The following is a 26,473-nucleotide window of genomic DNA, read 5'->3' on the forward strand; positions in this document are numbered from 1 at the left end:
TTGCATTTGCCAGTCGGCTGCTTTAAGTGCTAGAATTTCCCGTTTTTCACAACTAATTCAAGGGATTACCTATGGTGGTGATTCGCCTGGCCCGCGGTGGGTCCAAGAAGCGTCCGTTTTACAACCTGGTGGCCACCGATTCGCGTAACCGTCGCGACGGCCGCTTTATCGAGCGCGTGGGTTTTTACAACCCCGTAGCTACCGAAGGCACGGAAAACCTGCGCATTGCGCTGGATCGCGTGCAGTACTGGACCGGCACCGGCGCCCAGTTGTCGCCTGCCGTCGAGCGTCTGGTCAAGGACTACTCGGCCAAGGTTTCCGCCGCCGCCTGATTGCCTGCGTCGCTTATGTTGCACAGGCAACAAAGGCGACAACGCGCACGATAAAAAGCACGAAAAAGAGCACGATACATGCCTGATGCCGCAACCTCCAACGCGGCGCCTACGGATTTGGTCGAGCTTGGCCGCATCATTGCAGCCTACGGTGTGAAAGGCTGGGTTAAAGTGCAGCCGCATTCGGCCAATGCCGAAGTGCTGCTCTCAGCATCTCAATGGTGGTTGACTCGCCCTGTGCCTGAAATGGCGCGGGGCGCTGTCGCGTCTGCGCCTGTCGCATTCAAGATCTTGCAGGTCCGTTCGCAGGGAGCCACCGTGGTGGCCCAGTTGCAGGGCATTGCGGATCGCGACCAGGCCGAAGCGTTGCGCGGTTATTCCGTGCAGGCGCCGCGCGGATCTTTTCCCGCGCCCGAGGAAGACGAATACTACTGGGTCGATCTGATCGGTTGCGCGCTGTACTCCAGCGCCAACGGCGAACCCGCGCTGATAGGCGTGGTTGGCGAGGTCCTTGATAACGGCGCTCATGCCGTCTTGAAGGTCTTGCTCCAGAAGGTGGGGGCCGATGGTCCCGAGCCCATCCTGGACGCCAAAGGCAGACCCGCCGAAATGCTCGTTCCGTTCGTACGCGCACACATCCACGCCGTGGATCTGGCCGCTCGCCGCATCGACAGCGACTGGCCCGCGGAATTCTGATGCGAATCGACGTCGTTACGCTATTTCCCGAAATGTTCGGGGTGGTGCGTGACCTGGGAGTCACCGGCCGGGCCCATGCCCAGGGCCGGTGGTCCCTGCATGCCTGGAATCCTCGCGACTTCACGCACGACGTCCATCGCACGGTGGATGACCGCCCCTATGGCGGTGGTCCCGGGATGGTGATGATGGCGGCTCCCCTGGAAGCTGCTGTCAATGCCGCCCAGCAGGCGCGCGCCGCGCAGGGCCTGGGCCGCGCGCCCGTGGCGCTGCTGGCGCCCGTAGGCCGGCGCTACGACCAGGCCGGCGCCGAAACGCTGGCTGCCAGCGACGGCCTCATCCTCATTTGCGGCCGCTACGAAGGCGTGGACCAGCGCTTCATCGAGCGGTGCGTCACGCAGGAAATCTCGTTGGGCGACTTCGTCCTGTCCGGTGGGGAAATCGCCGCCCTGGCGGTGATCGATGCCGCCGTGCGCCTTCTGCCCGGCGTCCTCAACGACGGCAATTCCGCCTTGCAGGATTCGTTCAACGATACGCTGTCCGGCCTCCTGGACAGCCCGCATTACACGCGTCCCGAAATCTACGAAGGCGCGCCCGTGCCGGCCCCCTTGCTAAGCGGCCATCACGCGAACATCGCGAACTGGCGGCGCGAGCGCTCCCTGGCGCTGACCGCCGCTCGCCGGCCCGAGCTTATCGAATCCGCCCGCGCCAAGGGCTGGCTGAGCAAGCACGACGAGCGTTACCTGGCGGAACTGGCTGGTATCGAGCTGCCGGCTCCACCCTCAAGGCGCCGAAAGCCCCGCAAGCCTGCCGGCGGCGATACTTCCGCGCCGGCTGCCGGCACGTCCAAACCCTCGGGCGATTCCTGACCTTTCCGCAACGAATCTGCCCCCGCAAGCGCTAGGGATGTTCCTAGATTGTGGGGACCATTGCTGCTCCTTAGTATTGAAAATTACATGCAAATGAAATTTTCATATGAGTTGCTCCGATCCTGATCGTCGAGTCCATGCGCCGCCGCCGCCCTCCGTCCAGGCGGGGCGCCCCGAGTCCGCGGTCGATCTGTGGCTGGGTCAGCAGCTGCGCCAGTTGCGCAAGCAGCAGGGGCGATCGCTGGCCGACGTGGCCCAGGCCTGCGGTATGTCGGTGGGCCTGCTCAGCCAGATCGAGCGGGGCCTCAGTTCGGCGTCCGTGAAGGTGCTGCATGGACTGGCCCGCGAATTCCGGGTGTCGGTCAATTCGCTGCTGCGCAATGCCGAACACACAGGCGGCGAAGAGGACGGGCGGGTGGCCCGCGCCGGCACGCACCGGTACATCGACCTGAAGGAAAAAGGCATCAGCAAAGAGATGTACACGCCCGCCGCGTGTCGCAGCATGGATCTTTGCCGCGCGTCGATCGCGCCTGGCGGCTCGACGGGCAACGAACTCTTCGTCACGGGGCAGGGCGAGCAGATCGGCCTGGTGCTCAAGGGGGTGCTGGAGCTTTGGGTGGGCGATCGCGTCATCCGCCTCCAGGAAGGCGACAGCTTCTGCTACGCCAGCAGCACGCCGCGCCGCTGGCGCAATCCGGGTTCTCAGACGACCGAAGTCATCTGGGCCATCTCCAACATCAATCCAGCCTCGGGAGACGACACGCAGCAAGCGCCGCAAGCGCGCAGCACCTGAAACGGCGGGGCGACGCAGGGGATCGTTCCGCCACCGGGCGCGCAGGGCGCGGCCCGGCTTTCTTTGCCACGATGAGGATATGTCATGAAATTCAAGACTCTTGTTGTCTCTGTATTCGCAGCATTGTCCATGGCCGCGGGCGCGCAAGCCCAGACGGTGCTGAAGGTGGGTTCCACGCCCACCGGCAGTCCGTTCACGTTTCTCGATACCAAGACCAACAGCATCGAAGGCGTGATGGTCGACATCGTGAAGGCAGTCGGCAAGGAAGCCGGGTTCTCCGTGCAGATCGAGCCCATGGCGTTTTCGGCGCTGATCGGCTCGTTGACCTCCAAGCGCATCGACATCGTTTCCGCCGCGATGTTCATCACGCCGCAGCGCCAGCAGGTCGTGAGCTTTTCCTCGCCGGTCTACCGGTATGGCGAAGGCCTGATGGTGCTGAAGACCGACAACAAGGAATACAAGTCGTTCGCCGACATGAAAGGCATGACGGTCGGCGTGCAGGTCGGCACCGCGTTCGTCGAACCCATCCAGAAGAGCGGCGTCTTCAAGGAAGTGAAGCTCTACGACAATCCGCCCGACATGATGCGCGACGCCAATGCCGGCCGCATCCAGGGTGGTTTCATGGACTATCCCATCGCCGCGTACATCCTGACGCAGGGAAACTATCCCAACCTGAAGATGGCGCAGTCTTACCAGCCGACCATCATGGGCAGCCTCGGGCTGGCCACCCGCAAGGAAGACACGGAACTCCTGGAGCGCATCAACAAGGCGCTGGCCAAGCTGCAGGCCGACGGCGCCATCGACGCCATCCTGAAGAAGTGGGGATTGGGCGGCGCGTGACGCCGCCTCGTCCGCGCATCAACCAAGCAATCGCATGAAGCCAGCCGGCGTGCATCGCCGGCTGGGCGGAACGCATCCGGCGTTTCGAAGGCAGTCTTGTCGGGGTGGATGGAGTCATGACGGAATTTCTGAAAGACGCGGCAGAGTTCATGCCGATCCTGCTGGAGGGCGCCAAGCTCACGATCCTGGTCACCCTGGGATCGCTCGCACTGTCGACGGTGCTGGGCCTGGTGTGGGCGCTGATGCGCGTGTCGGGCAACAAATACCTGTCGGGTTTCAGCGGGGGCGTGATCAACCTGCTGCGCGGCATACCGATCATCGTGCTGCTGTTCTACATCTATTTCGTGATGCCCGACATGGGGGTGTCGCTGAGCGCCGTGCAGGCCGCGATCATCGGCCTGGGGGTGGCGTATTCCGCCTATCAGGCGGAGAACTTCCGCGCAGGCATCCAGGCCATCGACCGCGGCCAGATCGAGGCGGCCATGGCCATGGGCATGAGCTGGAGCCTGACCATGCGGCGCGTGGTGCTGCCGCAGGCCGTGAAGATCGTGCTGCCACCCTACGGCAACATCATGATCATGATGCTCAAGGATTCCTCGCAGGCGTCCACGATCACGGTGGCGGAACTGGCGCTGCAGGGCAAGCTGATCGCCGTGTCCACGTTCAAGAACGCCACCGTATTTTCGTTGGTGGCGCTGATGTACCTGGTGATGTGCGTGCCGCTGATCCTGCTGGTCCGGCATCTGGAAAAAAGGAGCGCAACCAAATGATCCGACTCGAGGGGGTCCGCAAGAGCTTCGGTCCGCTGGAGGTGCTCAAGGGCATCGATGCCGAGGTCGCCCAGGGCGAAGTGGTGTGCGTGGTCGGCCCGTCCGGGTCGGGCAAGTCGACCATCCTGCGTTGCATCAACGGGCTGGAACGCTATAACGCCGGACGCATCACCGTTGACGGCGAGCTGGTGGATTGCGACTCGCCTTCCATCGTGTCGATCCGCACGCAGGTCGCGATGGTGTTCCAGCGCTTCAATCTGTTTCCCCATCGCACCGCGCTGGAAAATGTGATCGAAGGTCCGATCTTCGTGAAAAAGGAGCCGCGTGCCCAGGCGCTGGCGCGAGGGCGCGAGCTCCTGGCCAGCGTGGGCCTGGCGGACAAGGAGGATGCGCATCCCAACCAATTGTCCGGAGGGCAGCAGCAGCGCGTGGCCATCGCGCGTGCGCTGGCGATGCAGCCCAAGGCGATTCTGTTCGACGAGCCGACCTCGGCGCTGGATCCGGAGCTGGTCGGCGACGTGCTCGGCGTCATGCGCAAGCTGGCCGAAGCCGGTATGACGATGGTGGTCGTGACCCACGAAATGAGCTTCGCCCGCGAAGTCGCGGACCGTGTGATGTTCTTCGATGGCGGCATCATGGTTGAACAAGGCGCAGCGCGTGAAGTGCTGAACCATCCGCAGCATCCGCGCACGCAGGATTTCCTGCGCCGCGTGCTGCATCCAATGTAAGGAACTTTCATGCAGCAAGCGCCGTTTCCCCTTTCCCCTTCATTGTGGGCAGCGACCGCGGCTGCGCCGCCGCCCACCGAGCCGCTGGATGCGTCCACGCAGGCGGACGTGCTGGTGATCGGCGGCGGCTACGCCGGCCTGAGCACGGCTTTGCATCTGGCGGAACGGGGCGTCAGGGTTGTGCTGCTGGAGGCGCGCGAGATCGGGTTCGGCGGGTCCGGCCGCAATGGCGGCCAGGTCATTCCAGGCCTGAAGTACGACCCGGACGCCTTGCTCTCCATGTTCGGTCCCGAGCGCGGCGAGCGGCTGCTGCGCTTTGCCGGCGCGACGGCGGACACCGTGTTCGACCTGATCGAACGCCACGCGATGGACGTGCCGCACCTGCGCAGTGGGTGGATCCAGGGCGCGCACAATCCGCAGGCCTTGCGCCTGGCGCACGAGCGCGCCGCCCAATGGGCGCGCCATGGCGTGGATGCCCAGCCCCTGGATCGCGCGCAGGTGGCCCGCCTGATCGGTTCGGACAAGTACCTGGGCGGGTGGGTGGACAAACGGGCTGGCGCGGTGCAGCCCTTGAGCTATGTGCGCGGCCTGGCGCGCGCCGCGCTGAACGCCGGCGCCATCCTGCACACCGACACGCCGGTCACGGGCCTGAAGCGCGATGGCGGAAAATGGACCGCCTCGACCGCGCGCGGCCCGACGGTCGTGGCAGATCGCGTGGTCATGTGCACCAATGCCTACGGCGGCGATCTTTGGCCCGGGCTGAAGCCTTCCATCATCGACGCCAACACCTTCCAGGTCGCGACGGCGCCGCTGCCGGAAAGCCTGCGGGCCGGCATTTTCCCCGAGGGCCACGTCACTTCCGACACGCGCAACCTGCTGCTGTACTTCCGCCTCGATCACCAGGGCCGGCTGCTGATGGGTGGCCGCGGCCCTTTCCGCGAGCCCAGGGGCGAGGCGGATTGGGCACACCTGGAGCGCGTCATGGTGAAGATGTTTCCGCAAGTGGCCGGCACGCCCTTCGAATACCGCTGGTGCGGCCGTGTCGCCATCACGCGCGACTACATGCCGCACCTGCACGAGCCGCAACCAGGGCTGCTGGTGGACATCGGCTGCCAGGGGCGAGGGGTGGGCCTGCAGACCAGCATGGGCCGGGCGATGGCGCAGTATGTGGCGACGGGCGACGCCAATGCGCTGCCCGTGCCCCTGTCGCCGATCGTGCCGTTTCCGCTGTATGCGCTGCGCCGGCTGTACGTCAATGCCGTGGTGACCTGGTACCGGATGACCGACGGCGGCTTCTGAACGTTCTGCGGCAGCAAACAAAAAGCCCCGGAGCGGCGTCCGGGGCTTTTTGTTCTGCGGTTCAGGGCCGGAGTCAGTCGCCAAGCTTGGCGCGCTGCTCCTTCACCTTATCGAGGGTTTCGCTGAACTGCGCCATGCGCGCCTTTTCCTGCTCCACGACGGCGGCGGGCGCGCGCTCGACGAAGCTGGCGTTGGACAGCTTGCCCTGGGCCTTGGCGATCTCGCCGGCCAGGCGGGCGATTTCCTTGTCCAGGCGCACGCGTTCGGCGGCCACGTCGATTTCAACGTGCAGCATCAGGCGGCTGGAGCCGACGACCTGGACCGGCGCGCCGGCGTCGGGCAGGGCGTCCAGGACATCGACCTGGCTCAGCTTGGCCAGCGCGGCGAGGTAGGGCGCATTGCGGGTCAGCATGGGCGCATCGCCCTGGGCGCACAGCGGCACCTTCTGGGCGGGCGACAGGCTCATCTCGCCGCGCAGCGCGCGCACGGCTTCGACCTGCGCCTTCAGCTCGGCCACGTCCGCTTCGGCGGCGGCGTCCACGGCGGCGGGATTGGCCTTCGGGTAGGGCTGCACGCTGACGCTGTCCGCGGCGCCTTCCTTGCGCTTGCCGGCCACGACGGAGACCTTCTGCCAGAGTTCTTCCGTGATGAACGGAATGATCGGGTGCGCCAGACGCAGCACGCATTCCAGCACGCGGATCAGCGTGCGGCGCGTACCCAGCTGCTGGGCGGGCGTGCCGGTCTGGATCTGCACCTTGGCCAGTTCCAGGTACCAGTCGCAGTACTCGTCCCACACGTAGCGGTAGAGCGCATTGGCGATGTTGTCGAAGCGGTAGTCGGCAAAGCCGCGCGCGACGTCGGCTTCCAGCGTCTGCATCTGGCTGACGATCCAGCGGTCCACGAAGGACAGCTCGCCGGCGTCCGGCACGGTCAGGTCATGGCCTTCCGTGTTCATCAGCACGAAGCGCGTGGCGTTCCACAGCTTATTGCAGAAGTTGCGGTAGCCCTCGCAGCGCTTCAGGTCGAAATTGATGTTGCGGCCCAGCGTGGCGTAGGCCGCCATCGTGAAGCGCAGGGCATCGGTGCCGAACGCCGGAATGCCGTCCGGATACTGGCGGCGCGTGGCCTTTTCGATGGCGCCGGCCTGCTTGGGATTCATCAGGCCGTAGGTGCGCTTGACGACCAGTCCGTCCAGGTCGATGCCGTCGATCAGGTCGACGGGGTCCAGGGTGTTGCCCTTGGACTTGCTCATCTTCTGGCCGTCGGCGTCGCGAATGAGGCCGTGCACGTAGACGTGCTTGAACGGGATCTGGCCGGTCAGGTGCGTGGTCAGCATGACCATGCGGGCGACCCAGAAGAAGATGATGTCAAAGCCCGTGACCAGCACGCTGGACGGCAGGTAGCGTTGCAGGTCCGGCGTGTTTTCGGGCCAGCCCAGCGTCGTGAAGGGCACCAGGCCCGACGAGAACCAGGTGTCCAGCACGTCCGGGTCTCGCGTGAGATCGCCCGTGACGCCCGCCGCGCGCGCCTGCTCGATCGCGCCGGCTTCGTCGTGGGCCACGAACACCTGGCCGTCGTCCGAATACCAGGCCGGGATCTGGTGGCCCCACCAGAGCTGGCGCGAGATGCACCAGTCCTGGATGTTGTTGAGCCACTGGTTGTAGATGGTGGTCCAGTTGTCGGGATAGAACTGGATGCGGCCGTCCGCCACCACTTCCAGGGCGACCTCGGTGATGCTCTTGCCGGGATTCAGCGTGCCTTCCGGCGCGGGCTTGCTCATGGCCACGAACCATTGGTCGGTGAGCATGGGCTCCAGCACGACGCCGGTGCGGTCGCCCTTGGGCTGCATCATCTTGTGCGGCTCGACCTTGACCAGGTAGCCTTCGGCCTCCAGTTGCGCCACGACCGCCTTGCGGGCCTCGTAGCGTTCCATGCCCTGGAACTGCTTGGGGCCGTTCTCGTTGATGTGCGCATCCAGCGTGAAGATCACGATCAGCGGCAGATCGTGGCGCATCGCGCAGGCATAGTCGTTGAAGTCGTGCGCGCCGGTGATCTTCACGCAGCCCGTGCCGAATTCAGGGTCGACGAAATCGTCGGCGATGATCGGAATGTTGCGGTCGCAAAGCGGCAGCTCGACCTGTTTGCCGACCAGGTGCTTGTAGCGGGGGTCATCGGGATGCACGCACAGCGCGCCGTCCGCCAGCATGGTTTCCGGACGGGTGGTGGCGATGGTCATGCCGCGCAGCGTGACGGTCTGGCCGTCCTTGTCGACGATGGTCTGGGGGCCGTCGACGAAGGGGTAGAGGATGTGCCACATGTGGCCATCGGTCTCTTCGGACTGGACTTCCAGGTCGGAGACGGCGGTGAGCAGCTTGGGATCCCAGTTGACCAGGCGCTTGCCGCGGTAGATCAGTCCCTGTTTATGCAGGCGAACGAAGGTTTCCACCACGCCGCGCGACATGCGGTCGTCCATGGTGAAGTATTCGCGCGGCCAGTCGGCCGAAGCGCCCAGGCGGCGGACCTGCCCGGTAATGGCGCTGCCGGACTTCTCCTTCCATTCCCAGACCTTCTCGATGAACTTTTCGCGGCCCAGGTCATGGCGCGAAACCTTTTGGGCGTCCAGCTGTCTTTCAACGACGATCTGGGTGGCGATGCCGGCGTGGTCGGTGCCGGGGATGAATACCGTGTCGTCGCCCGACATGCGGTGGTAGCGCACCAGGCCGTCCATGATGGTCTGGTTGAACGCGTGGCCCATGTGCAGGGTGCCCGTCACATTGGGGGGCGGGAACTGGATGACATAGGGCTGGCTTTCCGTCCCCGTTTTTACGTGCTGGCCCGCCGAGAAGTACCCGCGCTTGTCCCACTCGGCGTACCAGCGGGATTCCAGTTCGGAGGGTTCGAAGCTCTTGGAGAGTTCCGGGGTTTCGCCCGCGAGGGGCGCGGCGTTCGGGGGAGCAGCTTGAGTCATTACAGGGTTCCGGCAGACAGGGGCGCCCGGCTTGGAGGCGGGCAGCAAACCGCTCATTTTAAGATGTAATGCGGTCTTCTCGGCGTGTTAGAATGCCGGGTTACTGTAAACCTTTTAGAAGTCCCTGAATTCATTGAGGATTCCTTCTGAAATGCGCGCAGAATAGTTGATATTCGCGTGTGTTCGGAATCCCGCTGGCAATCCAGGACGCGTCCGACAGGTCGGCAGTGTCGAATCCCTGTCTTGGTCGGTGGAACAGGGCGGCCCGAGACACCCATTCGTTTCGGACCGCCTGCGCGCCAACAGCGCGATGACGCTTCCCGGGCGACACCCCTCCAGGGTGGCGCCGACAAGCGCAGAGCCATGCCAGGCAATTAACTAGAAACCCGTCAGAAATCGTTTTTCGGAGTCCTTATGTCCATTCAACGCACCCTCTCGATCATCAAGCCCGACGCCGTCGCCAAGAACGTGATCGGCCAGATCGTCGGCCGCTTCGAGCAAGCCGGCCTGAAGGTCATCGCCGCCCGCCTGGCCCAACTGTCGCGCGCCGACGCCGAGCGCTTCTACGCCGTTCACAAGGAACGCCCCTTCTTCAAGGACCTGGTCGATTTCATGATCTCGGGTCCCGTGTTCGTGCAAGTTCTGGAAGGTGAAGACGCCATCCTGAAGAACCGCGACCTGATGGGCGCCACGGACCCCAAGAAGGCCGCTCCGGGCACCATCCGCGCCGACTTCGCCGACAGCATCGACGCCAACGCCGTCCACGGCTCCGACGCTCCGGAAACGGCTGCTGTCGAAGTGGCTTTCTTCTTCCCCGAAATCAACATCCACAGCCGTTAATTCTTCGGCTCCGTTGTTGAAAGCACTTTAGTTTTACCTGGTTATGGAATCCGTCGAACGAATCAATCTGCTGGGGCTGGACGGCTCCGCCCTGTCCGATCTGGTCGGGCAGTGGGGCGGCAAGCCGTTTCGCGCCCGCCAGCTGCAGCGCTGGATGCACCAGCGCGGCGCCGATTCGTTCGACGCCATGACCGACCTGGCCCGCGAATTCCGCAGCCAGCTTGCGACGCACTGCCGCATCGAGGCATTGCCCGTCAACATCGAGCAGCGCTCGACCGACGGCACCCGCAAGTGGCTGTTCGACGTAGGGCAGGGCAATGCCATCGAAACCGTCTTCATCCCCGAAGACGACCGCGGCACGCTGTGCATCTCCAGCCAGGCCGGCTGCGTGGTGAACTGCCGCTTCTGCTCGACCGGACACCAGGGCTTCAACCGCAACCTGAAGACCAGCGAAATCATCGGCCAGCTGTGGTGGGCCAAGCGCGTGCTCGAAGCCGATATCGGCACCGCACGCCTTGAAATCGCCCGCGCCACCGAAGATACGCGCGTCATCAGCAATGTGGTCATGATGGGCATGGGCGAACCCCTGCTCAACTACGACCAGGTCTTGCCGGCCCTGCGCCTGATGCTGGACGACAACGCCTATGGCCTGTCGCGCCGCCGCGTCACGGTGTCCACCTCGGGCGTGGTCCCCATGATGGACCGCCTGTCGCAGGACTGTCCCGTGGCGCTGGCCGTTTCGCTGCACGCGCCCAACGACGCGCTGCGCGACGAGCTCGTGCCGCTGAACAAGAAGTACCCGCTGAAGGAGTTGCTGGCCGCTTGCGAACGCTATCTGGCGTTCGCTCCGCGCGACTTCATCACATTCGAATACTGCATGCTGGACGGCATCAACGATACCGATCAGCACGCCAAGGAACTGATCCAAATTGCACGCCAGCTGCGCTGCAAGCTCAACCTGATTCCGTTCAACCCGTTTCCCGAGTCCGGCCTGAAGCGCTCGAACTCGGCGCGCGTGAAAGTGTTTGCCCAGCGTCTGATGGACGCCGGCATCATCACGACGGTCCGCAAGACCCGGGGCGACGATATCGATGCGGCTTGCGGCCAATTGGCCGGAGAGGTGCGGGACCGCACTCGTATCACCGAGCGCAACGCCGCACAGCGCCAGACCATACCAATTAAACAGGTGCACGCATGACGCAGGATTTCGCTTCTGCAGTTTCCGAAACGTCCGCAGGCGCTGCGGGCAGCGTGGGCTCGGCATTGCGCGTGCTGCGCCAGTCCAAGGGCTGGTCGCTCGACGAAGTGTCCAGCCGCATCAAGTTTTCCACCAAGCAGATCGAAGCTCTGGAAAACGAACAGTGGGACAATCTTCCCTCCGGCGTTTCCCTGCGCGGACTGGTCCGCAACTACGCCCGTCTGCTGGGCGCGGATGCCGAGGCCATCGTCGAGTCGCTCGATCCCAAGGCGCGCGTCACCGGTCCGGTCAAGCTCAGCCCCGGCGCGCTGCATTCCGCGCATTCCATCCCGCAATCCAGCGCGGACGACGACCGTTCGTCCTCCACGTCCTGGGGGTGGCTGATCGCCATCGTGCTGGTGCTGGCCGCCGGCGTGGCGTATGCCTTCTGGCAAGGCTGGTTGCCGCAGCAGTGGCTGCCGTCCGACTGGCTGCCCAAGCCAACCAAGTAACCCGGTTTATACCGATGCAAGATTCTTCTCTGCCTTGCCAGGATGCGCCGCCACCCGAAGTGGGAGCCGCGGCGCGCCGCGCCACGCGTTCGGTTGCGGTGAAGTGGGGCGACCGCGTCGTGATGGTGGGCGGAGACGCCCCGGTCGTGGTGCAGTCCATGACCAACACCGACACCGCGGACGCCATCGCCACCGCGATTCAGGTCAAGGAACTGGCGCAGGCCGGCTCCGAACTCGTCCGGATCACGGTCAACACGCCCGAGGCCGCCCGCGAGGTCGTCGCCATCCGCGAACAGCTCGACCGCATGGGCGTCAACGTGCCGCTGGTGGGCGATTTCCACTACAACGGCCATAAGCTCCTGACGCAGTTCCCCGAGTGCGCCCAGGCGCTCTCCAAGTACCGCATCAATCCCGGCAACATGGGCGGCGGCAAGCGCCGCGATGACAACTTCGCACAGATGATCGAAGTGGCGTGCCGCCACGACAAGCCTGTGCGCATCGGCGTCAACTGGGGCAGCCTGGACCATGAACTGATGGCCCGCAAGATGGATGAGAACAGCCGGCGCGCCCAGCCCTGGGAAGCGCAGGCCGTGATGCGCGACGCGCTCGTGGTGTCCGCCATCACCAACGCCCAGCGCGCCGAAGAGCTCGGCCTGCGGCGCGACGCCATCATCCTGTCCTGCAAGGTCAGCCACGTCCAGGACCTGATCGCGGTCTATCGCGACCTGTCCGCCCGCTGCGACTATCCCCTGCATCTCGGCCTGACCGAAGCCGGCATGGGCAGCAAGGGCATCGTGGCCTCCACGGCCGCGCTGGCGGTGCTGCTGCAGCAGGGCATCGGCGACACGATCCGTATTTCGCTCACGCCCGAACCGGGCGGGGAACGCAGCCGCGAGGCCATCGTCGCGCAAGAGATCCTGCAGACCATGGGCCTGCGCGCGTTCACGCCCATGGTCGTCGCGTGCCCCGGCTGCGGCCGCACCAGCAGCACGTTCTTCCAGGAACTGGCCGACAGCATCCAGTCTTTCCTGCGGCGGCAGATGCCCGTCTGGCGGGCGCAATACCCCGGCGTCGAAAGCATGAATGTCGCGGTCATGGGCTGTGTGGTCAATGGGCCGGGCGAAAGCCGTCATGCCGATATCGGCATCAGCCTGCCGGGCACCGGCGAAGTTCCGGCCGCGCCGGTGTTCGTCGACGGCGAGCGCACGGTGACGCTCAAGGGCGACCATATCGCCGAAGAGTTCCAGGCCATCGTTGAAGAATACGTTGCGCGCCGCTATGGCGCGCCCGCCTCTCACTAAAGTAAGGGTGTAGCCGCAAGCGCGCTCGCCGGCGCGCGGCGCGGCATGATCAAGATGACTCAAGCTTTCCAGAAAGTGGCCGCCATACGCGGCATGAATGACCTGTTGCCGGGGGCAAGCGCCCGCTGGGAGCAATTCGAGGAAATCGTGCGCGGCTGGCTGCGCGGCTACGGCTATCGCAATGTGCGTACGCCCGTGCTTGAGCATACGCGCCTGTTCGCGCGCGGCATCGGTGAAGTCACCGACATTGTCGAAAAAGAGATGTACACGTTCACCGACGCGCTCAATGGCGAATCGCTGACCATGCGTCCCGAAATGACCGCCGGCATCGTGCGCGCCTCCATCGAGCACAATCTGCTCTATGACCGCCCGCAGCGCGTCTATTCCATCGGTCCGGTGTTCCGCCACGAGCGCCCGCAGCGCGGCCGCTACCGCCAGTTTCACCAGATCGACGTCGAGGCGCTGGGCTTTGCCGGCCCGGACGTGGATGCCGAACTGATCGTCATGCTGGCCCGCCTCTGGAAGCTGCTGGGCCTCACGGACGTGCGCCTCGAACTGAACTCGCTGGGGCAGCCCGCCGAGCGCGCCGCGCACCGCGCCGCCCTGATCGAACACCTGGAAAAGCACCGCGACATCCTGGACGAAGACGGCCAGCGCCGCATGTACAGCAACCCCCTGCGCGTGCTGGACACCAAGAATCCCGCCATGCAGGAAATGGCCGACAGCGCGCCGCGCCTGTTCGACTTCCTGGGCGACGAATCGCGTGCGCACTTCGAAGGCGTCTGCCAGCGCCTGGCCGATGCCGGCATCGAATACCGCCTGAACCCGCGCCTTGTCCGGGGCCTGGATTACTACAACCTCACCGTGTTCGAGTGGGTCACGGATCGCCTGGGCTCGCAAGGCACCGTCTGCGGCGGCGGCCGCTACGACGGCCTGATCGAGCTGCTGGGCGGCAAGCCGGCTCCGGCCGTGGGTTTTGCCATCGGCATGGAACGCCTGCTGGACCTCTGGGAACAAAGCGTCGAATTCGACGCCCCGGCGGAATGCGAGGTCTACGTCGTGCACCAGGGCGAAGACGCGCAGCGCCTGGCCGCCCGCGTCGGCGAGGACCTGCGCGATGCCGGCCTGTCCGTCGTCGTGCACGCGGGTCCGGCCAGCTTCAAGGCCCAATTCAAGCGCGCCGATGCCAGCGGCGCCCGGGTTGCGGTTATCCTTGGCGCCGATGAAGTGGCGTCGCAGACCGCCAGCGTCAAGTTCCTGCGCGCGCAAGAGCAGGGCGAGGCCGCGCAACAGCAGGTTCCGTTGGCACAGCTGGCCGACGCATTGAACAACAAGGGTTAAGGCATGGCATACGATCTGGAAGAACAGGAAAAACTCGACGCGATCAAGGCCTGGTGGGCCCGATACGGCACGCTGGTGTTCACGCTGGTGACGGTGGTCCTGCTTGCGTGGGGCGGTTGGTGGGGCTGGAAGGCCTACGAATCGCATCGCGCCAATCAGGCCATGGGCTACTTCGAGGCCCTGGAAGACGCTGCGCGCCTGGGGGGCGCGGACTCGTCGGTGCGGATCAAGACCGCCGCCGCGACCCTGCGCGAAAAATACCCCGCCACGGGCTATGCCGCCCGCGGCGCGCTGGTCGCCGCGCAGGCGCTGCAGGCCCAGAAGGATGACGCCGGCGCCCGCGAACAGCTGGAATGGCTGACCGGTCAGGGCAAGAACCCCTCCATGCAAGCCGTGGCGCGTCTGCGCCTGGCGGGCCTGCTGCTGGACCAGAAGCAATACGACGCCGCATTGGCGCAGCTGTCCAACCCGCCGGCCGCCTTTGCCGCCCTGTTCGCGGACCGCCGTGGCGATGTGCTCGCCGCGCAGGGCAAGCGCGAAGAAGCGCGGACGGCATGGCAGAGCGCCATTGATGGCCTGGGCACGGGCAATCCCCTGACCCAGGTTGTGCAACTGAAACTGGATGCCTTGAGCGGAGCGTGACTGTAATGCGTAAATTTGCACATGGCCGCACGTTGCGCGGCGCCGTTTTCCTGGCCAGCCTGCTGGCGTTGGGCGGATGCGGCATGTTTTCCCACGATGACGGCCGGTACGATCCCGCTCCCCTGACCGAATACAAGGCCGGCATGTCCGTGCGCCAGGTCTGGTCCGCGTCCATCGGCAGTGGTTCCGGCATGGGCTTCGCGCCCACCGTGCTGGGCGATGCCATCTATGCGGCCACGCCCGACGGTTCCGTGGGCAAGTTCGACCTGCAAAGCGGGCGCGCCATCTGGAAAGCCAAGACCGACGGCAAGCTGTCCGCCGGCGCGGGCAGCGACGGCACCACCACCGCGGTGGCCTCGCCCAACGGCGAAGTGGTCGCCTTCGACGACACCGGCAAGGTGAAGTGGAAAGTCCGCGCCACCAGCGAAGTCAACATTCCTCCCGTCGTGGGCTACGGCATCGTCGTGGTCCGCAGCGGCGACTACCGCATCCAGGCCTTCGACGCCAATAGCGGCGAACGCGTCTGGAGCGTGCAGCGCCCCGGCCCCTCGCTGGCCCTGCGCAGCGTGTCGCAGATGGTGCTGGCCGAGGGCCTGGTCATCACTGGCCTGCCCGGCGGCAAGCTGATGGCCATCGCGTCCAACAGCGGCAACGTCCAATGGGAAGGTACCGTGGCGACGCCGCGCGGCGCCAGCGACCTCGAACGCCTGACCGACGTGGTCGGCGCACCGCGGATCGCAGGCAACCTGCTGTGCGCGGTCGCTTATCAGGGACGCATCGTCTGCTTCGACGTCACTGCAGGCGGCCGTCCTCTCTGGGCCAAGGATTTCTCCAGCGTCAGCGGCCTCAGCCTGGACGATCGCTTTGCCTTCTCCGCCGACCAGAATAGCGTCGTGAACGCGTTTGCCCTGGATAATGGCGGCAATCTCTGGAAGCAGGCCGCGTTGAAGAACCGCCAGCTCACCGCACCGGCTATGCTGGGGGGAGCGCTGGCTGTGGGCGACCTGGACGGCTATGTGCATTTCCTGTCGCGCAGCGACGGCAGCCTGATGGCGCGGCTGTCGGTAGGCGGCGGCGCGGTCGTTTCGCCGCCTCAGACGACTTCCCAAGGTGTGCTGGTCCAGACGGGCAATGGCAATCTCGTCATGATCGGCACCAACTGAAACCTATAAAGCAAAGCCTTACACCGTGTCTTTCAAGCCTGTCGTTGCCCTGGTCGGTCGCCCCAATGTGGGGAAATCGACCCTTTTCAACCGCCTGACGCGATCGCGCGCCGCGCTGGTGGCCGATTATTCCGGCCTGACTCGCGATCGCCATTACGGCGAGGGCAGGGTAGGCGATATCCCGTTCATCGCTATCGATACGGGCGGCTTCGAACCCGTCGCCAAGGACGGCATCCTGCTGGAGATGGCCCGCCAGACCCGGCAGGCCATTGCCGAAGCCGACGTCGTGGTGTTCCTGGTGGATGCCCGCGCCGGCATCAACGCCCATGATCACGAGATCGCGCAACTGCTGCGCAAATCGGGGCAGCAGCGTGTGCTGCTGGCGGTGAACAAGGCCGAAGGCATGGGTCTGGGCGCCGCCATCTCCGAGTTCCACGAACTGGGCCTGGGCCAGCCGTATCCCATTTCGGCGGCGCACGGCGACGGCATCGTCGACCTGATCGAGCTCGCGCTCAAGGATCTGGCCGAGCCGCCCGCGGAAGAAGAACCGGTCGAAGAGGGCGAGCACGATCACCGCATCAAGCTGGCGATCGTGGGCCGTCCCAACGTGGGCAAGTCCACGCTCATCAATACCTTCATGGGCGAAGAGCGCGTCATCGCGTTCGACATGCCGGGCACGACGCGCGACGCCATCGAGATCGACTTCGAGCGCGACGGCCGCCGCTATACGCTCATCGACACCGCTGGCCTGCGCAAGCGCGGCAAGGTGTTCGAAGCCGTCGAAAAATTCTCCGTCATCAAGACGCTGCAGGCCATCGAGGCCAGCAACGTCGTCCTGCTGATGCTGGACGCGCAAACCGAAATTTCCGAGCAGGACGCACATATCGCGGGCTTCGTGCTGGAAACCGGCCGCGCGGTGGTGGTTGCCGTCAACAAATGGGATGGCCTGGACGGCGAGGAAAAGGAACGCATCGAACGCGAATTCAACCGCAAGCTGCGGTTCCTGTCGTTCGCGCGCGTGCACACGATCTCCGCGCTGCGCGGGCAGGGCATCAAGCCCTTGCTCAAGTCGATCAACGCCGCGCACGCGGCCGCGTTCGCCAAGCTGTCCACGCCCAAGCTCACGCGTGAGCTCCAGGCCGCGATCGAGCAGCAGCCGCCTCCGCGCAAGGGCATCTTCCGTCCCAAGATGCGCTATGCGCACCAGGGCGGCCAGAACCCGCCGCTCGTCGTCATCCACGGCAACGCGCTCGACGCCATTCCCGACTCGTATCGCCGTTACCTCGAGACGCGCTTCCGCAATGCGTTCGATCTGGCGGGCACGCCGCTGCGCATCGAGTTCAAGTCTTCGCACAACCCCTACGCGCAGGAAAGCTGATCCATGAGCCGTTTCTGGAGTCCCGTCGTCGGGACGCTCAGTCCCTATGTTCCGGGCGAGCAGCCCAAGCTTCAGAACCTGGTCAAGCTGAACACAAACGAGCATCCCTACGGGCCGTCGCCCAAGGTGCTCGACGCGATCCGCGCGGCTTGCGACGACACGCTCAAGCTGTATCCCGACCCCTCGTCCGACCGCTTGCGCCAGGCGATCGCGTCGGCCGTGGGTGCGCAGCCGGCCCAGGTGTTCGTCGGCAACGGCTCCGACGAGGTGCTGGCCCACGTCTTCCTGGCGCTGCTCAAGCATGACCGGCCGCTGCGGTTCCCGGACATCACCTACAGTTTCTATCCGGTCTACTGCGGCCTGTACGGCATCGAATACCAGACCATGCCGCTGACGTCCGATTTCCGCATCGACGTCGAAGACTACCTGCCGCAGCGCCATGGTCAGGCCGGCGCCATCATCTTCCCGAATCCCAACGCGCCCACCGGCCGCGCCCTGAGCGCCGCCGAGATCGAACGCGTGCTGGCCGGCAACCCCGACACGGTAGTCGTAGTGGATGAGGCCTACGTGGATTTCGGCGCCGAGTCGGTGATTCCGCTGGTCGACCGCTACGACAACCTGCTGGTCGTGCAGACGCTCTCCAAGTCTCGTTCGCTGGCGGGTTTGCGCGTCGGTTTCGCGGTGGGCAGCGCCGCGCTCATCGACGGACTTGAACGCGTAAAGAACAGTTTCAACTCCTACCCCATCGATCGTCTGGCATCCGTCGGGGCGGTGGCGGCCCTGGAGGATACGGAGTACTTTGAGAAGACTCGCCAAGCCGTGATCGCAACCCGGTCGCGGATGACGGCGGGCCTGGAGTCTCTGGGCTTCGAGGTGCTTCCGTCGAGCGCGAATTTCGTGTTCGCCCGGCACCCCGCAAAGGATGCCGCAGGCCTTGCCGCCGCCTTGCGCGAGCGCAGCATCATCGTGCGCCATTTCCGCCATGCGCGCATCGATCAGTTCCTGCGCATTACCGTTGGCACCGAAGGGCAGTGCGACCAGCTTCTGAGCGCACTCTCCGAGGTCCTGCAGGCATGATTTTCAGAGGCTTTTCAGCTGGAAAACTCTGGTGTCATTTTTGCTTCCCGGTCAAGTAGCACGGGCCGGGAAAACCCTGTAGAGTACGTGTTTCGGCGTGCACCACCAGTACAAAAAGCACACCACCACTCAATAACAAACAAATGGAGCCTGGCCAATGAGCAATAAAGGGCAAACTCTGCAAGATCCGTTCCTCAACACGCTGCGCAAGGATCATGTGCCCGTGTCGATTTACCTCGTGAACGGCATCAAACTTCAAGGGCAAATCGAATCGTTCGACCAGTACGTGGTGTTGCTGCGCAATACCGTCACCCAAATGGTCTACAAGCACGCCATTTCCACTGTGGTTCCCGCGCGTGCCGTGAATTTCCAGGTGGAAGTCCCTGCTGAATAATCTCGCTCCAGCTTTACCTTTTATTGCCCGCCGGACGGTTCACGTCGGCGGGCATTTTCGCTTTGGGTCCAATATGGTGCATGTATGCGCGCTCTGATCATCAGCGTGGATCTCGGTGATCCGGACTTCACGGCCCATGCCGAAGAATTCGCCATGCTTGCCAAGGGCGCGGGCGCTGAGATCGTCGGCACGCTGACCGCCCGGCGGGATCGCCCCGACGCCAAGTTTTTCATTGGTTCGGGCAAGGCCGACGAAGGCGTCGCCATGGCTCAGGCCCTGTTGGCCGATATCGTCCTGTTCGACCAGCCGCTGTCCCCCGCGCAGCAGCGCAACCTCGAGCGTGCCTTCAATCTGCGCGTGGTCGACCGCGTCGCGCTGATCCTGGACATCTTCGCGCTGCGTGCGAAAAGCCACGAAGGCAAGTTGCAGGTCGAACTGGCCCAGTTGCAGCATCTGGCCACCCGTCTCACGCGCTTGTGGAGCCACCTGGAGCGTCAGCGCGGCGGTATCGGCATGCGCGGCCCCGGCGAATCCCAGCTCGAAATGGACCGCCGCATGATCGGCGCCAAGGTAAAGACGCTGCGCGAGCGGCTGGACAAGGTCGAACGCCAGCGTGTCACCCAGCGGCGCGCCCGCGCTCGGGGCGGTGCGCTGTCGGTGTCGCTGGTGGGCTACACCAACGCGGGCAAGTCCACCTTGTTCAATGCCCTGACCCGGGCCGACGCCTACGCCGCGGATCAGCTCTTCGCGACGCTGGATACAACCACGCGGCGCATCTGGGTCGAGGGCGCAGGCTCGGTGGTGGTTTCCGACACCGTGGGCTTCATCCGCGACCTGCCTCACGGCCTGATCGCCGCTTTCCGGGCCACCCTGGAAGAAACCGTGCACGCGGATCTGCTGCTGCATGTGGTGGATGCCGCCAGCCCGCAACGGGATGAGCAGATATTCGAAGTCAACAAGGTCCTCGCCGAAATCGGCGCTGCCGCGATTCCCACCATTCTGGTATACAACAAGATAGACCGGGCTGGATTGGAACCCCGGGTGGAGCGCGATGCACATGGTACGATTGCGCGAGTATTTGTAAGCGCCACCGAGCGCGCCGGTCTGGATGCGTTGCGCGGGGCAATTGCGGAGACCGGACAGATTGTGGGAAACAATGCCGCGAATTATCAAACTCTTCAATCTGAATGACCCCGGCTGGGGTCGTGGGAACAACAATGGCTCCGAGCCGCCGCCGAAGCGGCCTCAAGGCAATGGAGACGGCCCTCCTGATCTGGACGAGGTCTGGCGCGATTTCAACAATCGCATCGGCTCGCTGTTCGGGCGCAAGGGTGGCGGCGGTAATAACCGCCCCGGCAACCGCGGCGGAATGACGCCGCCGTCGCCGCGCGGCACGCGCATCGGCCTGGGCGTCATCGCCCTGGTTGCGGCCGGCATCTGGCTGGCCAGCGGCTTCTACATCGTGCAAGAAGGCCAGGTCGCGGTCGTGACCCAGTTCGGCAAGTACAAGAGCACGTCGCAGGCCGGTTTCCAATGGCGCCTGCCGTATCCCATCCAGAGCCACGAGATCGTCAACGTCTCGCAGTTGCGCACCTTCGAAGTCGGCTTCCGCGGCGGCGCTCGCAACAAGGTTCTGCCTGAAGCCCTGATGCTCACGACGGACGAGAACATCGTCGACATGCAGTTCGTCGTGCAGTATCGCCTGCGCGCCGATGGCGCACCCGACTACCTCTTCATGACGCGCGATCCCGACGAATCCGTTCGCCAGGCATCCGAAACCGCCATGCGGGAAGTCGTGGGCAAGCAATCGATGGACTTCGTGCTGTACGAAGGCCGTACCACGGTCGCGTCCCAGGTCCAGGCGCTCATGCAGCAGATCCTGGACCGCTACCAGACGGGCGTGCAGGTCAGCACCGTCGCCATCCAGAACGTGCAGCCGCCGGAACAGGTCCAGGCCGCGTTCGACGACGCCGTCAAGGCCGGTCAGGACCGCGAGCGCCAGATCAACGAAGGCCAGGCGTACGCCAACCAGGTCGTGCCGCTGGCCAGCGGCCAGGCGTCGCGCATGGTGGAGCAGGCCGAAGGCTACAAGGCCAAGGTCGTGGGGGATGCCCAGGGTAATTCCTCGCGCTTCACCAGCGTTCTCGGCGAATACGAGAAATCACCGCTGGTCATGCGCCAGCGCATGTACCTGGAGAGCATGCAGGACATCTTCACGCGCGCCAGCAAGGTCATGGTCGACACCAAGAGCAACAACAACATGTTGTATCTGCCCTTGGACAAGATCATGCATCTGGCCGCCCAGGACGCAGGCAAGTCCAATGTCGGCAACCCCGGTTCGCCCGCCCTGGTCAATCCGCCTGCCCAGCCCTCGCGCGGAAATGTCGCGCCGGCGCCGCAGCCTTCCGGCAGCAGCACTAGCAACACGCTGCCCCGCGACCGTATGTCGCGCTAATCCGGAGGAGTCCTGATCATGAATCGTCTTATGCCCATCCTGGTCGGCCTGCTCATCGTGCTGGCCGTCCTTTCCTCCAGCGTTTTCGTTGTCCGCGAGCGCGACTATGCCCTGGTGTTCTCGCTGGGTGAAGTGCGCAAGGTCATCAGCGAACCTGGCCTTTATTTCAAGGTCCCGCCGCCGTTCCAGAACGTCGTCACGCTCGACAAGCGCATCCTGACCATCGAAACCAACGAAGCCGAGCGCATCCAGACTTCCGAAAAGAAGAACCTGCTGATCGACTCCTACGTCAAGTGGCGCATCGCGGATCCCCGCCTGTTCTACGTGACGTTCGGCGGCAATGAGCGTGCGGCGCAAGAGCGCCTGCAGGCCCAGATTCGCGACGCGCTGAACGCGTCGGTCAACGTGCGCACGGTGCGCGACGTGGTCTCCACGGAACGCGACAAGATCATGGCCGAAATCCTGACCAACGTCGCCAAGCGCGCCGAGCCCCTGGGCGTGCAAATCGTCGACGTGCGTCTGCGCCGGATCGAATTCGCGCCGGAAATCTCGGAATCGGTATACCGCCGCATGGAAGCGGAACGCACCCGCGTTGCCAACGAGCTGCGCTCGATCGGCGCCGCCGAAGGCGAAAAGATCCGCGCCGAAGCCGACCGCCAGCGTGAAGTCATTGTGGCGCAGGCGTACGCCAAGGCCCAGGGCATCATGGGCGAGGGCGATGCCGCCGCGGCATCGATCTACTCGCAGGCCTACGGCAAAAACCCGGATTTCTACACGTACTACAAGAGCCTGGAAGCCTACCGCGCTTCGTTCTCGAAGCCGGGCGACGTGCTGGTGGTTGACCCCAGCTCCAGCTTCTTCCAGTTCATGAAGGATCCGGCGGGCGCCGCCCTGGCGCCGGTCACCGTACCGGCCAAGTGATCCGGCACGATTGGTAGCCGCAAAAGCCCCGTGGCAACCCACGGGGCTTTTTCACATTTGCGCTGCGAACGGATGATCGCCAGCCCGTATTGGGGACAGGTGGTGGCATCGGCGCCTTCGGGTGGCGCTCGTGGCTGAACCATGTACAATACCGCGTAAGCTAGAAAACATTCCGCAGCGGCTGAGCGGGCTTACGCCCCCTCAGCCGCTTTTTCGTTTGGGCGACGCCCACGCATCACTTGGCGTTATTCAGGTAAACATTCATGGGTAACTGGTTGCTGCCCGAGAGCCTCGCCGACGTACTTCCGGCTGAGGCCCGGCGCATCGAGGAATTGCGCCGCGAACTTCTCGATCTCTACCGTACTTACGGCTTCGAGCTGGTCGCTCCGCCCCTGGTCGAGTACATTGATTCATTGCTGTCGGGCACCGGTAGCGATCTGGATCTGCGCACCTGCAAGCTGATCGACCAGCTTTCGGGCCGCACGCTGGGCGTGCGCGCGGACATGACGCCCCAGGTCACGCGCATCGACGCGCACTTGCTGAACCGCGCGGGCGTCACCCGGTTGTGCTATTGCGGCAATGTGCTGCATACCCGTCCCGCGGACTTGCTGTCCAGCCGCGAACTGTTGCAGATCGGCGCTGAAATCTACGGCCATGCCGGGTTTGAAGCCGATCTCGAGATCATCCAGCTGGTGCTGGAAACCGTTGCGATTGCCGGCGTGCGCAACCCGCGCCTGGATTTGTGCCACCCGGGTGTGCTGCGCGCCATCCTGAAGTCGGATCCGGCGGCCGCGGAGCTGTCGCAGGACGCCATCCGGCTGATGCGGGACAAGGATGTCCCCGGCTTGGGCGAACTGGCGGCGCGCGCGCCCGGCATCCGTGCCGAAACGCTGAAGGCGCTGCAATTGCTGCCCAACCTGTACGGCGGTCCGGAAGTCCTGAGCGAAGCGCGCCGGGATCTGCCGCCGCTGCCGGGTGTGGCCGAGGCGCTGGATGCGCTGCAGGCCGTGGTGGACGCCATGCCGAATGTTTCGTTCAGCGTGGACCTCGCCGATGTGGGCGGCTATGCCTACCACTCGGGCGTGAAATTCTCGTTGTACGCCGAAGGCTGGCACGATGCGCTGGTCAGCGGCGGGCGTTATGACGATGTCAGCCGCGCGTTCGGCCGGGCGCGTCCGGCCACCGGCTTCAGTCTTGATTTACGCAAGCTGGCGGCGGGTTTGCCGCCGGCGGAAAGGGCGCGGGCAGTGCGCGCGCCCTGGGGGCAGGCCCCCGCCCTGACCGAGGCGGTGCGCCGCCTGCGCCGGTCAGGGGAAATCGTCGTTCAGGTATTGCCCGGTCACGAGCAGGATCAGGACGAATTCGTTTGCGATCGCGAGCTGGCGCTGCAGGATGGCGTCTGGACGGTCAAAACGCTGTGACTAACTCCCTCCCGGAAACGGGAGGGCCGCGGGGAGATTTCCGGATTTCCCGAGAAACTCGATATTGATTCGTAACATGAGCAAGAACGTAGTCGTAATCGGCACCCAGTGGGGTGACGAGGGCAAGGGCAAGATCGTCGACTGGCTGGCGGAATCCGTCCAGGGCGTGGTCCGCTTCCAAGGCGGTCACAATGCCGGCCATACGCTGTGGATCAACGGCAAGAAGACGATTCTCCGCCTGATCCCGTCGGGCATCATGCATCCCGGTGTCACCTGCTTCATCGGCAATGGCGTCGTGCTGTCCCCGGAAGCCCTGCTCAAGGAGATCGAAGAGCTTGAGGCAGCCGGCCTGGACGTGCGTTCGCGCCTGCAGATTTCCGAAATCTGCCCGCTGATCCTGCCCTACCACGTCGCCATCGACAAGGCGCGCGAAGCGCGCAAGGGCGACGGCAAGATCGGCACGACCGGTCGCGGCATCGGCCCTGCCTACGAAGACAAGGTGGCCCGCCGCGCGCTGCGCGTGCAGGACCTGTTCAATCCCGCCCTGTTCGACGAAAAGCTCGCCGAAGTGCTGGATTACCACAACTTCGTGCTGACCAAGTACCTGGGCGCCGAAGCGGTCTCCGCCAATGAAGTGCGCGACCAGGCCATGGCGCTGGCTCCCGCCATCGCCCCGATGGTCAAGGACGTGTCGAGCAACCTGTACGCCATGCAGCAGGAAGGCAAGCGCCTTCTGTTCGAAGGCGCGCAAGGCGCGTTGCTGGACGTCGATCACGGCACCTACCCGTTCGTCACCAGCAGCAACTGCGTTGCTGGCGCGGCGTCGGCTGGCGCTGGCGTCGGTCCTCAGCAATTGGACTACGTCCTGGGCATCACCAAGGCCTACACCACCCGCGTCGGTTCGGGCCCGTTCCCCACGGAACTGGTCGACGAGATCGGCACGCGCCTGGCCACGATCGGCAAGGAATTCGGTTCGGTCACCGGCCGTCCGCGCCGCTGCGGCTGGTTCGATGGCGCCGCGCTGAAGCGCTCGGTTCGCCTGAATGGCATTTCCGGCCTGTGCATCACCAAGCTGGACGTGCTGGACGGCCTGGAAACCATCCAGCTGGGGGTCGGCTACCGCGTCAACGGCGAATTCCGCGACGTGCTGCCGTATGGCGCGCACGCCGTGGCCCAGGCGCAACCGGTGCTGGAAGAGCTGCCGGGCTGGAGCGAATCGACGGTCGGCATCACCGAATACGACAAGCTGCCTGCCGCGGCTCGCCGTTACCTGGAGCGCGTGGCCGAGGTCTGCGGCGTGCCGATCGACCTGGTGTCCACCGGTCCGGACCGCAACGAGACCATTGTTTTGCGTCATCCCCTGAAGGGCTGACATCGGGTTATTATTCCCAAGGCCGCCGCCGGTCATACCGGCGGCGGCCTTTTCGTATTCTTGAGCAGGAGATGCTTGCCTATGAGCACGCCGACCAGTGACGATAGCCATCTATGGGTAACGTGGGACGATTACAACCGCTTGATCGAGCGCCTTACCTTGCAGGTGCATCAATCGGGCTGGAAATTCGACAAGATTCTTTGCCTGGCGCGCGGCGGCATGCGCGTGGGCGACGTTATGTCCCGTATTTTTGACGTGCCGTTGGGCATTCTGGCCACGAGCAGCTATCGCGAGGCGGCCGGCACGAAGCAGGGGGATATGGATATCGCCCAGTTCATCACCATCACGCGCGGCACGCTTTCCGGTCGGGTGTTGCTCGTGGACGACATGGTGGACACGGGCAAGACTTTCAACAAAGTCTACGACCATCTGAAGAGCCAGTTCGCCGATATCACCGAATTGCGCAGCGCCGTGCTGTGGTGGAAGGGGCATTCCCTGGCGACTCCCGACTACTACGTCGAGAAGCTGCCGACGAACCCCTGGATTCACCAGCCGTTCGAAGATTACGACAGCCTGCGGCCGCATCAGCTGGAAGCCTGGATCCGCAAGGGTTCCCAGAGCTGAACGAATCTGTCTGGAAAGGGCGGGCCGTGCTGTTGCCTTGCCCTTTCAGTAGTCAAAATGGCCATGACCATGCTAGAATCGCTGGTTATCGCTAAACCGAACTTGGCTTGTTACTCTTTGGGTAGTCTTTGGGTAACGGAAACAGCCAGCCTAAACCCGGGTGGACGTATGCCTGGGTTGCGCTTTCAAGGTTCCTAGTTCGCGGTACTTGCCTATTGGTGGTTTGCTGGTCTTATCGCCAAAGGCCGTCTTCGCGTACCTGGATCCGCGCAGCGTTGCTGGTATAGCAAGCCAGGTTTGTCATCAACTTTTGTTACCCTACAAGCAGGCCAATTACTTTATGCCTATCGTTCGACTGAAGGAAAACGAACCGTTTGAAGCCGCTCTGCGCCGCTTCAAGCGCACCATCGAAAAGACCGGTTTGCTCACCGAGCTGCGTTCGCGCGAGTTCTACGAGAAGCCCACCGCCGAGCGCAAGCGCAAGCATGCCGCCGCCGTGAAGCGCCACTACAAGCGCATCCGTAGCCAACAACTGCCCCCGCGCCTGTATTGATTTTTGATTC

At 64.3% G+C, this 26,473-nt stretch carries 26 protein-coding genes; 25 read left to right on the forward strand and 1 reads right to left on the reverse strand.

The features are described from left to right. Positions 1-71: 71 nt before the first annotated feature. The 8 genes from rpsP to ABE485_RS13355 all read left to right on the forward strand — a co-directional run bounded on the left by rpsP (position 72) and on the right by ABE485_RS13355 (position 6,324). Positions 72-332 (forward strand): 30S ribosomal protein S16, encoded by a 261-nt coding sequence (rpsP, locus tag ABE485_RS13320; RefSeq protein WP_346515765.1) that lies wholly within the window; start codon positions 72-74, stop codon positions 330-332. Positions 333-410: 78 nt separating this feature from the next. Beyond that, entirely contained in the window at positions 411-1,028 is a 618-nt protein-coding gene (gene rimM, locus ABE485_RS13325) for a ribosome maturation factor RimM (RefSeq protein ID WP_346515766.1), read from the forward strand. Then, on the forward strand, positions 1,028-1,894 hold the full coding sequence (gene trmD / locus ABE485_RS13330; RefSeq protein ID WP_346515767.1) for a tRNA (guanosine(37)-N1)-methyltransferase TrmD: 867 nt from the start codon (positions 1,028-1,030) through the stop codon (positions 1,892-1,894). Before rimM ends, trmD begins: the two co-directional genes overlap by 1 nt. A gap of 106 nt (positions 1,895-2,000) precedes the next feature. Next, entirely contained in the window at positions 2,001-2,687 is a 687-nt protein-coding gene (locus ABE485_RS13335; RefSeq protein ID WP_346515768.1) for a helix-turn-helix domain-containing protein, read from the forward strand. 84 nt (positions 2,688-2,771) lie between these two features. Next, positions 2,772-3,527 carry an ABC transporter substrate-binding protein gene (locus tag ABE485_RS13340; RefSeq protein ID WP_346515769.1) on the forward strand — a complete coding sequence of 252 codons (756 nt, stop codon included), beginning with the start codon at positions 2,772-2,774 and terminating at the stop codon, positions 3,525-3,527. Between the two features lie 116 nt (positions 3,528-3,643). Next, positions 3,644-4,297, forward strand: coding sequence for an amino acid ABC transporter permease (locus ABE485_RS13345; RefSeq protein ID WP_008165074.1), 654 nt, complete (start codon positions 3,644-3,646; stop codon positions 4,295-4,297). Then, a complete protein-coding gene (locus ABE485_RS13350) occupies positions 4,294-5,025 on the forward strand; it encodes an amino acid ABC transporter ATP-binding protein (protein ID WP_346515770.1) in 732 nt (243 codons plus the stop codon). Before ABE485_RS13345 ends, ABE485_RS13350 begins: the two co-directional genes overlap by 4 nt. 9 nt (positions 5,026-5,034) lie before the next feature. Continuing rightward, complete coding sequence (locus ABE485_RS13355) at positions 5,035-6,324, forward strand: NAD(P)/FAD-dependent oxidoreductase (protein ID WP_346515771.1); 1,290 nt, start codon at positions 5,035-5,037, stop codon at positions 6,322-6,324. Between the two features lie 73 nt (positions 6,325-6,397). Here ABE485_RS13355 and ABE485_RS13360 read toward each other — a convergent pair whose 3' ends face one another. Then, a complete protein-coding gene (locus ABE485_RS13360) occupies positions 6,398-9,292 on the reverse strand; it encodes a valine--tRNA ligase (protein WP_346515772.1) in 2,895 nt (964 codons plus the stop codon). Between the two features lie 414 nt (positions 9,293-9,706). Between ABE485_RS13360 and ndk the strand changes: the two genes are divergently transcribed. The 17 genes from ndk to rpsU all read left to right on the forward strand — a co-directional run bounded on the left by ndk (position 9,707) and on the right by rpsU (position 26,463). After that, positions 9,707-10,132 (forward strand): nucleoside-diphosphate kinase, encoded by a 426-nt coding sequence (ndk, locus tag ABE485_RS13365; protein WP_006393972.1) that lies wholly within the window; start codon positions 9,707-9,709, stop codon positions 10,130-10,132. 43 nt (positions 10,133-10,175) lie between these two features. Next, on the forward strand, positions 10,176-11,330 hold the full coding sequence (gene rlmN, locus ABE485_RS13370) for a 23S rRNA (adenine(2503)-C(2))-methyltransferase RlmN (protein ID WP_346515773.1): 1,155 nt from the start codon (positions 10,176-10,178) through the stop codon (positions 11,328-11,330). Then, positions 11,327-11,821 (forward strand): helix-turn-helix domain-containing protein, encoded by a 495-nt coding sequence (locus tag ABE485_RS13375; protein ID WP_346515774.1) that lies wholly within the window; start codon positions 11,327-11,329, stop codon positions 11,819-11,821. The genes rlmN and ABE485_RS13375 overlap by 4 nt, the downstream gene beginning before the upstream one ends. Before the next feature lie 14 nt (positions 11,822-11,835). After that, a complete protein-coding gene (gene ispG, locus ABE485_RS13380) occupies positions 11,836-13,122 on the forward strand; it encodes a flavodoxin-dependent (E)-4-hydroxy-3-methylbut-2-enyl-diphosphate synthase (RefSeq protein WP_346515775.1) in 1,287 nt (428 codons plus the stop codon). Positions 13,123-13,176: 54 nt separating this feature from the next. After that, positions 13,177-14,463, forward strand: coding sequence for a histidine--tRNA ligase (gene hisS, locus ABE485_RS13385; RefSeq protein ID WP_346515776.1), 1,287 nt, complete (start codon positions 13,177-13,179; stop codon positions 14,461-14,463). Positions 14,464-14,466: 3 nt separating this feature from the next. Beyond that, positions 14,467-15,105 carry a YfgM family protein gene (locus ABE485_RS13390; RefSeq protein ID WP_346515777.1) on the forward strand — a complete coding sequence of 213 codons (639 nt, stop codon included), beginning with the start codon at positions 14,467-14,469 and terminating at the stop codon, positions 15,103-15,105. Between the two features lie 5 nt (positions 15,106-15,110). After that, positions 15,111-16,268, forward strand: coding sequence for an outer membrane protein assembly factor BamB (bamB, locus tag ABE485_RS13395; protein ID WP_346515778.1), 1,158 nt, complete (start codon positions 15,111-15,113; stop codon positions 16,266-16,268). 25 nt (positions 16,269-16,293) lie between these two features. Continuing rightward, the gene (gene der / locus ABE485_RS13400; RefSeq protein ID WP_346515779.1) at positions 16,294-17,646 is read left to right on the forward strand and encodes a ribosome biogenesis GTPase Der; all 1,353 of its coding nucleotides are present in this window, start codon (positions 16,294-16,296) and stop codon (positions 17,644-17,646) included. Between the two features lie 3 nt (positions 17,647-17,649). Next, a complete protein-coding gene (gene hisC, locus ABE485_RS13405; RefSeq protein WP_346515780.1) occupies positions 17,650-18,723 on the forward strand; it encodes a histidinol-phosphate transaminase in 1,074 nt (357 codons plus the stop codon). Between the two features lie 157 nt (positions 18,724-18,880). After that, positions 18,881-19,117, forward strand: coding sequence for an RNA chaperone Hfq (gene hfq / locus ABE485_RS13410; protein WP_006218585.1), 237 nt, complete (start codon positions 18,881-18,883; stop codon positions 19,115-19,117). An 84-nt stretch (positions 19,118-19,201) separates the two neighbouring features. Then, positions 19,202-20,308 carry a GTPase HflX gene (gene hflX, locus ABE485_RS13415; RefSeq protein ID WP_346515781.1) on the forward strand — a complete coding sequence of 369 codons (1,107 nt, stop codon included), beginning with the start codon at positions 19,202-19,204 and terminating at the stop codon, positions 20,306-20,308. Next, positions 20,274-21,572 carry an FtsH protease activity modulator HflK gene (gene hflK / locus ABE485_RS13420; protein WP_346515782.1) on the forward strand — a complete coding sequence of 433 codons (1,299 nt, stop codon included), beginning with the start codon at positions 20,274-20,276 and terminating at the stop codon, positions 21,570-21,572. Before hflX ends, hflK begins: the two co-directional genes overlap by 35 nt. An 18-nt stretch (positions 21,573-21,590) precedes the next feature. Continuing rightward, positions 21,591-22,493, forward strand: coding sequence for a protease modulator HflC (hflC, locus tag ABE485_RS13425; protein WP_346515783.1), 903 nt, complete (start codon positions 21,591-21,593; stop codon positions 22,491-22,493). A 263-nt stretch (positions 22,494-22,756) separates the two neighbouring features. Beyond that, on the forward strand, positions 22,757-23,914 hold the full coding sequence (locus tag ABE485_RS13430; RefSeq protein ID WP_346515784.1) for an ATP phosphoribosyltransferase regulatory subunit: 1,158 nt from the start codon (positions 22,757-22,759) through the stop codon (positions 23,912-23,914). Between the two features lie 76 nt (positions 23,915-23,990). Continuing rightward, positions 23,991-25,286 (forward strand): adenylosuccinate synthase, encoded by a 1,296-nt coding sequence (locus ABE485_RS13435; RefSeq protein WP_346515785.1) that lies wholly within the window; start codon positions 23,991-23,993, stop codon positions 25,284-25,286. Positions 25,287-25,367: 81 nt separating this feature from the next. Next, entirely contained in the window at positions 25,368-25,910 is a 543-nt protein-coding gene (locus ABE485_RS13440) for a phosphoribosyltransferase (protein ID WP_346515786.1), read from the forward strand. 340 nt (positions 25,911-26,250) lie between these two features. Then, positions 26,251-26,463, forward strand: coding sequence for a 30S ribosomal protein S21 (gene rpsU, locus ABE485_RS13445; protein WP_006218592.1), 213 nt, complete (start codon positions 26,251-26,253; stop codon positions 26,461-26,463). Positions 26,464-26,473: the final 10 nt, after the last annotated feature.

The sequence above is a fragment of the Achromobacter spanius genome, from assembly GCF_039673305.1.
Taxonomy (GTDB): domain Bacteria; phylum Pseudomonadota; class Gammaproteobacteria; order Burkholderiales; family Burkholderiaceae_B; genus Achromobacter; species Achromobacter spanius_F.

What these genes read in the sequence shown, in the direction of transcription:
- rpsP (WP_346515765.1), top strand. Translation starts at nt 72, where the DNA reads ATGGTGGTGATTCGCCTGGCCCGCGGTGGGTCCAAGAAGCGTCCGTTT.
- rimM (WP_346515766.1), top strand. Translation starts at nt 411, where the DNA reads ATGCCTGATGCCGCAACCTCCAACGCGGCGCCTACGGATTTGGTCGAG.
- trmD (WP_346515767.1), top strand. Translation starts at nt 1,028, where the DNA reads ATGCGAATCGACGTCGTTACGCTATTTCCCGAAATGTTCGGGGTGGTG.
- ABE485_RS13335 (WP_346515768.1), top strand. Translation starts at nt 2,001, where the DNA reads ATGAGTTGCTCCGATCCTGATCGTCGAGTCCATGCGCCGCCGCCGCCC.
- ABE485_RS13340 (WP_346515769.1), top strand. Translation starts at nt 2,772, where the DNA reads ATGAAATTCAAGACTCTTGTTGTCTCTGTATTCGCAGCATTGTCCATG.
- ABE485_RS13345 (WP_008165074.1), top strand. Translation starts at nt 3,644, where the DNA reads ATGACGGAATTTCTGAAAGACGCGGCAGAGTTCATGCCGATCCTGCTG.
- ABE485_RS13350 (WP_346515770.1), top strand. Translation starts at nt 4,294, where the DNA reads ATGATCCGACTCGAGGGGGTCCGCAAGAGCTTCGGTCCGCTGGAGGTG.
- ABE485_RS13355 (WP_346515771.1), top strand. Translation starts at nt 5,035, where the DNA reads ATGCAGCAAGCGCCGTTTCCCCTTTCCCCTTCATTGTGGGCAGCGACC.
- ABE485_RS13360 (WP_346515772.1), bottom strand. Translation starts at nt 9,292, where the DNA reads ATGACTCAAGCTGCTCCCCCGAACGCCGCGCCCCTCGCGGGCGAAACC.
- ndk (WP_006393972.1), top strand. Translation starts at nt 9,707, where the DNA reads ATGTCCATTCAACGCACCCTCTCGATCATCAAGCCCGACGCCGTCGCC.
- rlmN (WP_346515773.1), top strand. Translation starts at nt 10,176, where the DNA reads ATGGAATCCGTCGAACGAATCAATCTGCTGGGGCTGGACGGCTCCGCC.
- ABE485_RS13375 (WP_346515774.1), top strand. Translation starts at nt 11,327, where the DNA reads ATGACGCAGGATTTCGCTTCTGCAGTTTCCGAAACGTCCGCAGGCGCT.
- ispG (WP_346515775.1), top strand. Translation starts at nt 11,836, where the DNA reads ATGCAAGATTCTTCTCTGCCTTGCCAGGATGCGCCGCCACCCGAAGTG.
- hisS (WP_346515776.1), top strand. Translation starts at nt 13,177, where the DNA reads ATGACTCAAGCTTTCCAGAAAGTGGCCGCCATACGCGGCATGAATGAC.
- ABE485_RS13390 (WP_346515777.1), top strand. Translation starts at nt 14,467, where the DNA reads ATGGCATACGATCTGGAAGAACAGGAAAAACTCGACGCGATCAAGGCC.
- bamB (WP_346515778.1), top strand. Translation starts at nt 15,111, where the DNA reads ATGCGTAAATTTGCACATGGCCGCACGTTGCGCGGCGCCGTTTTCCTG.
- hisC (WP_346515780.1), top strand. Translation starts at nt 17,650, where the DNA reads ATGAGCCGTTTCTGGAGTCCCGTCGTCGGGACGCTCAGTCCCTATGTT.
- hfq (WP_006218585.1), top strand. Translation starts at nt 18,881, where the DNA reads ATGAGCAATAAAGGGCAAACTCTGCAAGATCCGTTCCTCAACACGCTG.
- hflX (WP_346515781.1), top strand. Translation starts at nt 19,202, where the DNA reads ATGCGCGCTCTGATCATCAGCGTGGATCTCGGTGATCCGGACTTCACG.
- hflK (WP_346515782.1), top strand. Translation starts at nt 20,274, where the DNA reads ATGCCGCGAATTATCAAACTCTTCAATCTGAATGACCCCGGCTGGGGT.
- hflC (WP_346515783.1), top strand. Translation starts at nt 21,591, where the DNA reads ATGAATCGTCTTATGCCCATCCTGGTCGGCCTGCTCATCGTGCTGGCC.
- ABE485_RS13430 (WP_346515784.1), top strand. Translation starts at nt 22,757, where the DNA reads ATGGGTAACTGGTTGCTGCCCGAGAGCCTCGCCGACGTACTTCCGGCT.
- ABE485_RS13435 (WP_346515785.1), top strand. Translation starts at nt 23,991, where the DNA reads ATGAGCAAGAACGTAGTCGTAATCGGCACCCAGTGGGGTGACGAGGGC.
- ABE485_RS13440 (WP_346515786.1), top strand. Translation starts at nt 25,368, where the DNA reads ATGAGCACGCCGACCAGTGACGATAGCCATCTATGGGTAACGTGGGAC.
- rpsU (WP_006218592.1), top strand. Translation starts at nt 26,251, where the DNA reads ATGCCTATCGTTCGACTGAAGGAAAACGAACCGTTTGAAGCCGCTCTG.